Consider the following 12,230-nt stretch of genomic DNA (forward strand, 5'->3'; position numbering starts at 1 on the left):
AAATACAGTAATTTCATGCTTATCTTTCAAGCCTGCTACTGCATTATGCTCTAACTATATTTATTCTATTCTGTCTGACGGGTTTTAATAAAATTAAAACTATGGAAAAGATTATAATAGTAGGTGGCGGCTTTGCCGGTTTGAATGTTGCCCGGCAACTATTCAAAAACAAAAATTACGAGGTTACATTGGTGGATAAGAATAATTACAATTATTTCACTCCATTACTGTATCAGGTGGCAACCGGTTTTCTGGACCCTTCCAGTATCAGTTATCCTTTCAGGAAACTCTTCCGTAATAAAGGAATTAAATTCAGATTGGCAGAAGTGATAAAAGTAGATCCTGCTAGACAAACCCTTTATTTAAATGATGGGGAGCTAACCTACGATCACCTGGTATTTGCTGCTGGTGCTAAAACAAATTTCTTCGGGAATGAAGGCATTCGTGAGAAAGCCATTTCCCTGAAAGGAATTGATGATGCACTGTATATGCGCAATGAACTGATCAAAACAATGGAAAAAGCTGCCATTGAAAAGGATCCTGCCGAACGAAAAAAGTTTATGACCATTGTGATTACCGGTGGTGGCCCCACAGGTGTTGAAGTGGCAGGTATGCTGGCAGAAATGAGAAAACATATCCTGGAGAAGGATTACCCGGAATTAAAAAGGGCGGAAGGAGAAATCTATATTGTAGATGGACATCCTTTTCTGCTGGCTCCCATGAGCGATAAAACGCATGAGGGAACCTATAAAGCACTTACGCAGTTAAGGGTGCGTATAAAATTAAGTACTCATGTAGAGAGCTTTGAGAACGATCAGATAAAATTTTCTGATGGAGAAGTCATTGAAGCCAAAACACTGATCTGGGCAGCAGGTATCACCGCCCATACATTCGAAGGTATTCCTGTTGGCAGTCTGGGTGCTGGAAAACGGATGATCACAGATGTATACAACCAGGTAAAAGGCCTCCGGAATATCTACGCCATCGGTGATATCAGCATACAGGAAACAGATCCTGTATATCCCCAGGGACATCCACAAGTAGCGCAGGTAGCTATTCAGCAGGGATACAGACTGGCAAAGAACCTGTTAGCAATGGCAAAAAACAAACCACTGAAACCATTTAAGTATTTTGACAGAGGTGATATGGCCATTGTAGGACGCCATCACGCAGTGGCCGATCTGTTCAAACACAAAGTACATCTAAATGGGTTCTTAGGACTTATGAGCTGGCTGTTTATTCACCTGATATCTCTTGTAAATTATAATAACAAGATTAAGACTTTTTATCACTGGGCAGTAGCCTACACAACAAAAGACCAGGCACTAAGAATGATTTTCAGAGCCGGGAACCGCGGAAGTTAAAGAAGCTGATTTAATTCACCCGCTTTAATAACTCACTGTTATAAATACTTACCGGTGAGATAACATTTTCATCAAGAGGGATATGGTCTCCATATCTCTCTTTCATTTTTTGTTTTACCGCTTCACTGCTCAGATCAAAATTTCTCAGTTTTTCCAACTGACCTATTTCCAATCCTGTTGCTTCTTTATATACTTTCCAGACTAACTCAGAACAATAGATATTATCGTCTGACCAGTCAAAATAAATATCATAGTGTTTCCCCGCAAAACGGTTCTCCACCTGCTTCATTTTTTCCAATACCGCAGGCGTCAATATCTGTTCCCTGTTTTTCAACCGCCTGATTTCAAACTTGCCTCCTTCTCCCCTGGCTATCCATTTACTCAAAGGCGTTAGTTTAACAGGTTCTACCGCTTCAAAAACAAATAACTCATTGCCCTTTTTATACACGATGCCGCAATGACTGTATTTTGAATGCGTAGCCAACTGGATCGCTTTACTTTGCCCCGACAATGATGTCTGGAAAATAATATCACCATCCTTTATTTTATGATGGCTCATCCTGTTAACAGCATATCCTGCTATACCTACAAGCAATAAAAAAACAATGACCAGTTTTGTTTTCAATATTTTATCTTTTTAAGCACATCACACATCACCTCTATTTCCTCTTCCGTATTATAATAATGCACAGAAGCTCTTACAACATTACTCAGCTGATTTTTATTCATGTATATCAGCGTTGACTTAGCCAGACCAACAGAAACATTAATATTATTTTCCGCCAGTTTGCCTTTTACAGCACCACTTTCTGTTCCGTGTAAGGAGAAGGTCACTATCCCACATTGCTGATCTCCGGTATCATGCACCGTTATCCCTTCAATCTCTCTCAGCTTAAGACGCATTATATCAGCTAAATATTGTACACGCTGCCAGATTCTGTCTATACCAATGTTAAGCGCATATTCAATTGCTTTCCCCATACCAAGTGTCACTGCGCGATTCTTCTCATATAATTCAAAACGCCGGGCATCATCCCTTAATTTATAATCATCCTCACTTACCCACTCTATGCTGTGTCCATCCATAAATAATGGTTTCACTTTATCCTGGATCGCTTTCCTTATAAATAAAAACCCGGTACCCCGTGGCGCCCGCATATACTTGCGCCCTGTTACAGATAACATATCACAATCAATTTCCTTTACATCTATAGGCACCTGCCCGGCACTCTGACAAGCATCTACCAGATAAAGGATATTGTTTTTACGGGCAATCTTACCTATTTCAACAATCGGCATCATACCACCCGTTGTAGAAGCGATATGTGTGATAGCGATTAATTTCGTTTGTGCTGAAATTGCTTCTTCCAATGCTTTTAATGAGAAATTCCCCTGTGCATCATTCGGTATCACCTTAAAGACAATGCCATGCGTTTTCTGCGCATATAAAAATCCTATCAGGTTAGTTACATACTCCATCTCTGAAGTAATCACCTCATCGCCCTTTTTAAAATCAATCCCGTTAAATAATATGCCCCATCCAACACTCGCATTTTCTACAATAGCTACTTCACTCACATCAGCATTGATCAGCTGAGCGATCAGGGTATACGTATTTTCTAATGCATCTCTGTACTTATATTCTGCTTCATATCCACCCAATAAGGCTTCATCTTTCAGGTATTCAATTACTGTGTCAACAACTATATCCGGGTTCAGGGAAGAACCTGCGTTATTAAAGTGGATTTTTTCGGCTGTTCCTTTAGTTTCAGCCCTGAATTGCTGTATTTCCTGTGGGTTCAATGCTGTAGTTTCCATACAGCAAAGTAAAACCATATATCTATATTAAAACAGATGCACAATTGTTTATTTTGACCAGATCAGATTGGGGTGGATAAGCCACTATAATACATTTTTAGCATCATTAATAATTTTATATTATTTTCAGACCTGTAGCATGCCAACCATGAAGTGTATAATTGCCGGAATCCTGCTTATTTTAAGTATTCAGCTTCACGCCCATAACCGACCTTACTGTGATTCTATCATAAAAAAAGGTGTAGTATCTATGCTGGATAAAAAATATGCCACAGCATTACTACTGCTGACAGATGCCCAGCATATGGCTACCGAAAACCACTGGCAAAAGCAATTATTCCTCTCTACCAATAATATCGGCCTCACCTACTATTTCATGCTGGACTACGGAGAAGCGCTGCGCAATTTCCTCAATGCCTATAACATTGCCATGACGGAAAAAGATGCTACGCTGGAGATGACAGTACTCAACAACATCGCTATCCTCTATTCCAAAGAAAAGAATTTCGATAAGGCCACAGAATACTTCCAGAAAGCTTATAAAATAGCAAAAGACAAAAACGACCAGATCCGCATCGGTAACTATGCATCCAACCTCGGTATTGTAAACAATGAGATGCACCAGCTGGGAAAAGCCCGCGTTTACCTCAAAGAGGCCTTCCCTTATTTGAGGAATGATCCGCAAAGGTTATTGGGCGCTCAGCTAACCTATGCGCAAAACCAGTTCCTGGAAGAGAATACCAGCGAAGCCGGTCAGCTGGCTACGCGATTACTGAAAATAGCCAGGGACTCTTCCTATAAAGACGAGCAGATCGCCCTTTATACCTTACTGGCAGCTATCAGGCTAAAGGAAAACAACCTGGAACAGGCCCTCTTCTACGCCGGGGAAGTACTGAACAGAAATCCCAACCTGGAAGAAAAGATAGAGATCTACCAGACCTTATCGGATATCCACTTTAAAAATCATTCTTATGCCCTTGCTCTCGCAAACAAGGATTCTGTTCTCCGTTTTCGCGACTCCATCAATACCATCAAAAACGGACAGCAGTTTGAGAACAGCAAGCTGAAATTTGAATTACTCAATTCCAGGCACGACCTCTCCCTGAATGAGGCTAAATTGTTCAGCCAGCGAAGGGTACTATACCTGATCATCGCCTTTATCGTTGTGATTATCTCCTTTTTCATCTGGTTAATGCGGGCAAAAGGGATGATTGCAGAGAGGAGCAGGAAGATCATCACCCTGGAATTTGAAAATGAAAAGAGCCAGAAGCTGTTACTGGAAGAACAGTTGAAAGAAAAAGAAACGGCTGCCTTACTGGAACAGGAAAGACTAAAAAATGAGATTGAGATCCGTAACCGGAAACTATCCGCCAAAGCATTATTCCTTTCCGGAAGGAATGAGTTGATAGACGAAATCATGACCGCCCTGTCCAAAGTCCCGGATATTTCCAGAGATAGTATCCTGCTCAAACATATCTCAGAATTAAAAAGTTATGTCCGTACCGATTCCGAATGGGAAGATTTCAGTACGCATTTCCAGGAAGTGAACCAGGGATTTCTGAATGCCCTCCGTCAAAATCATCCGAACCTTACTTCCAACGACGTCCGCTTCCTCTCTTATATCTACATGAACTTAAATGCGAAGGAAATCGCGGCCCTTTTGAACATCACTCCTGAAGGCTGCAGGAAACGTAAAGAACGTATTACGAAAAAGATGCAACTACCTGAAAACAGCTCCCTTTTTGAATATTTATCTGGGTTGTAGGCTAAATGTCACACTTTGTCACGCCCTGTTACAGCGATTCCTGGAGGAAGTAGGGTATTTTCACCGGGCAACCCAATCAACCCAAATATGAGAAAAATTATACTTCTAAGCATGCTGCTGGGCATGTTCGTTGCTGCCAGCGCCCAACTTTCTTTTGAGGCTTCCAGTGAATACGGCAAGTTATGGGACATCACCTACGACCAAACCATTTCAGGTAAATTATATGCCCGCTCCGGTGCAAATCATATCATGGTATCTACAGATAATGGCAGCTCCTGGCAGATTTTCTTTTCCTTTCCAAGCAGTATAACCGCTATCTCACAACTAAAATTATTACCCGGTGGTAAGGCACTCTCCTTCGTAGTCAGCTATAGCCAATCTGACGAAGTAAACGGGTTATATATCCTGGACCTTGCCACTCAATCCATCCGGCAGCATTTTGTAATGCCTAACCTGGATGTGCATCCCTGGGTGACATCCTACAGTATCTATGACTCAGCGGCAACCATAGTACTATTGAATACCGGTTATTCGCTGGGTTTCAATCCTTATACAAAGGTGTATTATACCAAAGACGCCGGCAAGAAGTGGAAAGAGGTCTATTACAGCGATAGTTACAGTACAGTTCAGATCCTGAATACCGCCATCGCGCCGGATGATCCTGCCAAACTGATATTGATGAGGGGATTGGGCTCCCAGGGCGTGAACGGTGGCCTGTTCATCTCTACCAACGAAGGTAAAAACTGGACCTGGAGACTGGGAGGTTCCGCTTTTTGCCCAATCGCCTTTAACCCTCAGCGTCCTAAGGAGTTTTTCGTTGGCAGTTTTGTCAACTTTGGTATGGCACCGGAAACATTATACCGTACCCTCGACGGTGGAACAACCTTCTCGAAAGTCCCCATCACCTGGAACGATCAGATCCTCAACCATATTACTCTCATCCAGTATGCCCCTTCTGATACCACTACCATGTGGATGCTGGAAGAGAACGAAATACTAAAAAGCAGCAATGGTGGCAGTACCTGGACGTCTACCTCTTTTGAACCTAATTCTACCGTTTTCACCGGCGGTATCTCGATCGCCATTAACCCTCAAAATAACCATCAGTTATTCATTACTTCCGATGCCTGGCCCCAGTATTCAACTGATGGGGGAAAAACGCTTATACAGCTTAAAAACCCCTTTTATGTGACAGATAAAGTGACGCTGGGAGATTATCCCCATACAAGTCAGTTGTATTATTGCAGTCAGGGTGGTTACATCATAAAAGACCTTTCTACCCGCAAAACACAGGCTTTCAATATACAACCTCCTTACATGGTGAACGTACGGGGCCTTACAGCAATAGCAGATACCACTGTGCAGGGGCGTTTATTCCTGTTTAAAGGCGGAGACGACTTTGGCAATTCTGCCCGGTTAATGTACAGTGATAACTATGGGACCACCCTTCACAATCTCCCTACAGAGGATTTTGCTACTTATCTGAAACTGGTAAAAAAAGATCCGGACAATAATTCCCGCTACTGGGTTTCCTATTCTTTTAATGAGGCATATTCTACGCTTTATACACTGGATATCAGTGATCCTGATAACCCGGTTGCAACACCGGTAACACCTCCCGGCAGTGGTGTTATTAACGCAGCCTACATAGCACCGGGTAACAATGGTAATACCGTTTATATTTCAGCAGGAGCCAAAGTATATCTTTCTGAGGATGGTGGTCTTACCTGGACAACCCAAAGTCAGGGACTGGATAATTTAACGGATGGATATGATAATATCTGGGATATGAATGTGAATCCCTATAACCCTCAGATGATGGCCATTGCTACGACACAGGGGATTTTCCAGTCAGAAGACGGTGGTAAAAACTGGACATTAACCTTTGCTGCCAATGACCTTAAGAAAGTATCTTTTTCGAATGCAACAGAAGGGCATATCATGGCGGCGTCTTATACATCCCTGTTGGGTGACAGCCGGCTGGTATTCAGTACAAATGCCGGGGTAAAATGGTTTTCCGTACCTGCCGGCAGCATGGGTTACCTGCAATGCAGTTCTTCTATAGATTTCAAATTCTATTCAGATCATGCTGATATCTACTTTGCTACTTCCGATCTTGGAGTAGTAAAGTATCAGCTGAATAACCTGCTTTCTCCACAACTGCTGCATCTGACTGCTTTCACAGGTACACTTACCAGGGGTAATGCACTGTTGTCATGGAATACCGTAGATGAACAGGAATTATCTGATTATCAGTTGGAACGTAGTACCAATAACCGTGATTTTCAGCTTATTAATACACAGAAGGCCAGCGGCAATGATGGTTTCTTTACGTACAATTATGAAGACCGTGAATTTTCCGGACTGGCAGCTACCTACCGTAATGTTTATTACCGGTTAAAAATCACTGGTACGGATAAGAGTTTTGCTTATTCTGATACTGTGAAGCTCTCTGCCACTGATATGTATATCTATCCTGTTCCAGCTGCTGATGTCATTAACCTACATGTACAGGGCGTTACCGAACCGGCTAAATACAGGGTATTACTGGTGGATGCCAGCGGCAGACAGTATAGTATACAGTCGTATAATATCCCAACCGGATCTACGACTATCAGTATGCCTATCACCCGATTGATAAGTGGTATGTATATCATGCTGGTAGAAACCCGTTCCGGGGAGGTAAAGAAGTTTAAGTTCCTCAAGCTATGACCCTATACCAATGGCCAATTATGACGTGGCGCCCCTTCCGGGGCGCTTTTTTTATGCATTACAGCCCCTCAACAAAATAGATTGCTAAAAGCTCTATGGTGGCTCACTCTATCATCATTCCTTCATCACTCCTTCATCACTCCTATATCATTCTACTAGCATTCCTATATCCAAACGATATAGGAATGACGTAAGAGTGCCGAAGGAATGAGGGTTCCATGATGAAGGGATATAGGATTTGTGTCGAATCCAAGAGCTGAAAAGGTCAAGGACACAAGGTATTTTGAGACTTTTGTCTCAGGTAGGCTTTTCGCTTCCGGCATAAGCATAAAGAATACTATTTATCACTTTCCCAATCTTCCGGAAAGAGGTAAAGGAATATTTTTTTTGATTCAGAAAATTTGTATAACCTTTGTATAGTAATAACAATCAAATGGACACTGATTCATTTATTCCTACAAAGTTTTTTTACCATCCCTTTACCATCTTTAACACTTCTCCTCCAAAGATCTAGTTAAACTACCTATACAACTCTTTGTACATGATTGTACAGGGACGGATACCTTTTACTTCAACAAAATACATATGGAATCAACTGTTTTAATCAAGTGGCTGATAATCATCGGCCTGCCCCTTCTATGCCTTGTTCTTTACCGTGTTATCCTCCGTACTTTCTTCGGCGTTATTATTGTTCCGGAAGATAAAATCGGACTTGTCACCAAGAAGTTCGTATTAGTAGGTAACCAGTCGTTACCTGAAGGCCGTATCATCGCTACTGATGGTCAGGCTGGTTTCCAGGCGCAGACACTTGCTCCTGGTGTTTATTTCGGGAAATGGTTCTGGCAGTACGATGTTACTTTCCAGGCGTTCACCATCATCCCCACCGGTAAAATTGGTCTTGTACTGGCGAAAGATGGTACAGAGCTGCAACAGGGCGCTGTATTGGCCCGTCGTGTAGATTGCGATGCATTCCAGAATGCAGAAGCATTCCTGCGCAATGGCGGACAAAAAGGACGTCAGACAGCGATTATGACGCCAGGTTCTTATCGTATCAACACCTTCATTTTTGAAGTGGAAATAACTGATATGATCAACGTACCTGATAATGCCGTGGGTATTGTTACCACGATGGAAGGTAAAGCCATCGAAAGCGGACAGATTGCCGGTAAGATGATCCCCAACCATAACAACTACCAGGATACAGATACCTTCCTTGCCGCTGGTGGTTACAAAGGTTTACAGGAACAGGTGATCCTCTCCGGATCTTACTTCTTAAATCCCTGGTTTGCGAAAGTGGAAATGCTGAAGATGACAGAGATCCCCATCAGCCATGTAGGTGTTGTGATCTCTTATGTGGGTAGTGACGGCGAAGACCTGAGTGGTGTTGAATTCAAACATGGTAACATCGTTGGTAAAAACCATAAAGGTGTGTGGGCAGAACCACTGGGGCCAGGTAAATATCCTATCAACCCTTATATCATGAAGGTAGAATATGTGCCTACCACCAACCTGGTATTAAACTGGGCAGCATCACGCAGTGAAGCGCATCAGCTGGATAAGAACCTTTCTACTATTACGGTACGTAGTAAAGACGGTTTTACCTTTAACCTGGATGTGGCACAGATCATTCATATTCCTGCCATAGAAGCGCCTAAAGTAATTGCCCGTTTCGGTAATATGGGCAACCTTGTAACACAGGTACTGGAACCTACCATCGGTAACTATTTCCGTAACTCCGCACAGGATTCTGATGTCATCGACTTCCTGAAAAGCCGTAAAGAAAGACAGGAATCTGCGAGAAGTCATATTGGTACCGTACTGGAACAATACAACGTATTTGGTGTGGATACACTGATCGGTGATATCGTTCCTCCTGAAAGCCTGATGAAAACACTCACAGACCGTAAGATTGCGGAAGAACAGAAAGTGACCTACGAAACGCAGATGCGTGCGCAGGAAACAAGACAGGCGCTTGAAAAAGAAACAGCAATCGCAGAAATTCAGAAAGAGATCGTAAAGGCAGATCAGGGCGTATTGATTGCAGAAAGGATTGCGGATGCTACTGTGAAGAAAGCCACTGGTGATGCCAACAGTATGCGTTTACAGGCCAATGCGGAAGCCGATAGGATGAAGCTGATGGCAAGTGGTGAAGCGGAGAAAGTACGCCTGTTAGCGATTGCTGAAGCAGAACGTACAGAGCTGACTGCGAAAGCGGATGCTGAGAAAATCATGTTAACTGGTAATGCAGAAGCAGGAAAGATACTGGCTATCGGTAAATCCAGCGCGGAATCTTATAAACTGGCAGTGGAAGCAATGGGTGGAAATAACTTCACTCAGCTGAAAGTGATGGAAGCGATTGGTGCACAGCATATCAAGATCATGCCTGATGTACTGATCAGTGGTGGAGATGGTGCTAATGGACCTATCAGCGGTTTATTAGGATTAAAACTGCTGGAAGAATTAGGGAATAAAAAGACTAATGAGCCAAAAGGTGATAATCTTTAATGCTACAAAAAGCTGCCTCAGATTGAGGCAGCTTTTCTTCTTTATGGTAACTTCTGTTGTATAAATAACACTTAACACCGGGAATGTAAGAAAAGGTTGTCAAAAGGATTAAAATCTTTGGAAAAGAATATTAGTTTTTATTTAACAGTCTGAATTTTCGGGATGCATTTTTACTTACTATCTTAACTACGTATTTCATTACCCCTTAAATATTCCCTTTGTCAATCAATTAAACCCTTTTTTAATTAACCTTTAATTTTAACATTGTTCGATTATGAAGAAGATCTTTACATTCTTGTTATGCCTATGTGCATACATGATTCCCACGACCTATGCTCAGGTCACAAGTACTATTAGTTACACGTCGGCCCCATTGAACCCTGGTAGCTGTAATGTTTTTAATACTGCCACACCGGCTACTATAGGAGGCTTCGTCCACTATCCTGTTAGTGGTGGTGTTGGTTATGATGGGTCAGGAGGTATCCTGTTATCAACATTATGGTCTTCAAGCACTAGTAATCAACTAGGTACTGCGTTTGCGATAGCATATCCTTTTAAAAAAGGCCATACTTATACTGTAACGGTAACAGCGTCTTCCAATGCACTTGCAGGATCTTCCTCACAGCCGATGTATGCAAGTTTTTATGCCGCATTACCGGATGCTAACCAGACGAACCCTACTCCCTGTGGCGGTGTTGCTTATGCCAACTACTCAATAGTACAAAGTGCTAATGCATTTAATGTACCCTCCGGAGGTTCTGCGGGGGCGTATAGTTTTACTGCCTACACCCCTACTGCGGATATGAATATCGTTACTATTCTGGCTGGCCCCAGTGTAGGAAGTACAGTAATCAATAAAGTAAAGATCACGAAGATCTCCATTACTGATAATGTGGTGCTTAATATGGTTTCTACCGCTCTTGTTACTAAGGTATGTGGTACTGCACTTTCCCAGAATGTAGGTGTTTCGATTCCTGTAGTAGACGGTATAACAGCATATCATTTTAATGTAGGTGCCAATAGTGGCTGGTTATACAATGGTAGTCCTGCTCCTGCTACTATTACTACTCCTTCAAGTGCTATTACATTAACAGCAGATGCATGTGGTGGAGCAGCTATTACAAACGTATCTGCATCTGTTGATGTAGCAGGACATAATTATGCAGCCGGGGGTGTTGTACCTGTTGCAAATGTTAACCCTACTCCCTCTATATCAGGAGGAGTGTCAACTATTTGTACAAGTTCTACTTTCACTGTTAATGCTCCATGCAGCAGCACAGTCACCTGGTCAGCTTCTTCAGGAATTGCTACACTAACGCCATCCGGTGCGTCGGTACTTGTTACAAGAGTAACCAATGGTTCGCTCACGCTTACAGCGACTCTTTCAGGCGGATGTTTCAGTACTCCGGTTGCAGCAGTCAAAACATTGAATATTGGAGTTGGACCGTATCCGACACTGACAAATATCTCACTGGTACCATATCCTTACTATGGAATTTCTGCCTACGCCAACTCTACCACTCCAGGTCCGTACTACTGGTATGTGGATGGTGTTTTGAAAAAAACTACCGCTACAGGCAGTTCAGATGCAATCGCTGTAGGTAATTGTGGTACACAACACCGCCTCCAGGTAAAAGTTATAAACGACTGCGGAGAGGCATGGTCAGATCCGTATTACTGGACAAACACCTGCACAATGAGAATAGCTGATCCCAGTCTTACCGCTACACCAGACAGCATACTAAGAAGCCAGCCGGAACCTGAGTCAGACAAAACGATTGATGTGACTCTTGCTCCAAACCCTTCTTCCAATAATGTGATTGTTAGCATCAATCCCGGTAAAACAAGCTCAACTCTTTCTTTCATTAAAGCAATCAGGATTCTGGATATATCAGGTAAAACACAAAAAACATTCAGTTATCCAAACAGTAGTCAGAGTAAAGTAACAATAGATGTGAGTGAATTCAAATCCGGTATTTACCTCATAAACGTATTTGACGGACACAATAATTATATCAAAAAACTGGTTATCCAGTAAGTCTGTACCTAATAGTTCAGACGGATAA

7 protein-coding genes are annotated in these 12,230 nt (G+C 42.4%); 5 read left to right on the forward strand and 2 right to left on the reverse strand.

Annotated elements, in window-relative coordinates; all coding sequences use genetic code 11:
- Positions 1 to 101 precede the first annotated feature (101 nt).
- Positions 102 to 1,364, forward strand: coding sequence for an NAD(P)/FAD-dependent oxidoreductase (locus BMW86_RS03775; protein WP_143056474.1), 1,263 nt, complete (start codon positions 102 to 104; stop codon positions 1,362 to 1,364).
- A gap of 10 nt (positions 1,365 to 1,374) precedes the next feature.
- Here the strand turns inward: BMW86_RS03775 and BMW86_RS03780 are convergent, their stop codons facing one another.
- Both BMW86_RS03780 and BMW86_RS03785 read right to left on the reverse strand, forming a co-directional pair.
- Entirely contained in the window at positions 1,375 to 1,989 is a 615-nt protein-coding gene (locus tag BMW86_RS03780) for a YiiX family permuted papain-like enzyme (protein WP_218149111.1), read from the reverse strand.
- Positions 1,986 to 3,182, reverse strand: a complete 1,197-nt coding sequence (locus BMW86_RS03785; RefSeq protein ID WP_089779109.1) for an aminotransferase class V-fold PLP-dependent enzyme — start codon at positions 3,180 to 3,182, stop codon at positions 1,986 to 1,988. The genes BMW86_RS03780 and BMW86_RS03785 overlap by 4 nt, the downstream gene beginning before the upstream one ends.
- A gap of 250 nt (positions 3,183 to 3,432) precedes the next feature.
- On the opposite strand from BMW86_RS03785, the gene BMW86_RS03790 reads away from it, so the two are divergent.
- From BMW86_RS03790 to BMW86_RS03805, 4 genes are all read left to right on the forward strand, one after another.
- Complete coding sequence (locus BMW86_RS03790; RefSeq protein ID WP_177189142.1) at positions 3,433 to 4,947, forward strand: tetratricopeptide repeat protein; 1,515 nt, start codon at positions 3,433 to 3,435, stop codon at positions 4,945 to 4,947.
- Between the two features lie 87 nt (positions 4,948 to 5,034).
- Positions 5,035 to 7,659 carry a T9SS type A sorting domain-containing protein gene (locus BMW86_RS03795; RefSeq protein ID WP_089779112.1) on the forward strand — a complete coding sequence of 875 codons (2,625 nt, stop codon included), beginning with the start codon at positions 5,035 to 5,037 and terminating at the stop codon, positions 7,657 to 7,659.
- Between the two features lie 585 nt (positions 7,660 to 8,244).
- The gene (locus BMW86_RS03800) at positions 8,245 to 10,164 is read left to right on the forward strand and encodes an SPFH domain-containing protein (RefSeq protein WP_089779114.1); all 1,920 of its coding nucleotides are present in this window, start codon (positions 8,245 to 8,247) and stop codon (positions 10,162 to 10,164) included.
- A 274-nt stretch (positions 10,165 to 10,438) separates the two neighbouring features.
- Positions 10,439 to 12,202: a T9SS type A sorting domain-containing protein gene (locus tag BMW86_RS03805; protein ID WP_089779116.1), complete on the forward strand. Its 1,764-nt coding sequence runs from the start codon at positions 10,439 to 10,441 to the stop codon at positions 12,200 to 12,202.
- Positions 12,203 to 12,230 lie beyond the last annotated feature (28 nt).

This window comes from Chitinophaga sp. YR573, from assembly GCF_900110995.1.
Lineage (GTDB): Bacteria > Bacteroidota > Bacteroidia > Chitinophagales > Chitinophagaceae > Chitinophaga.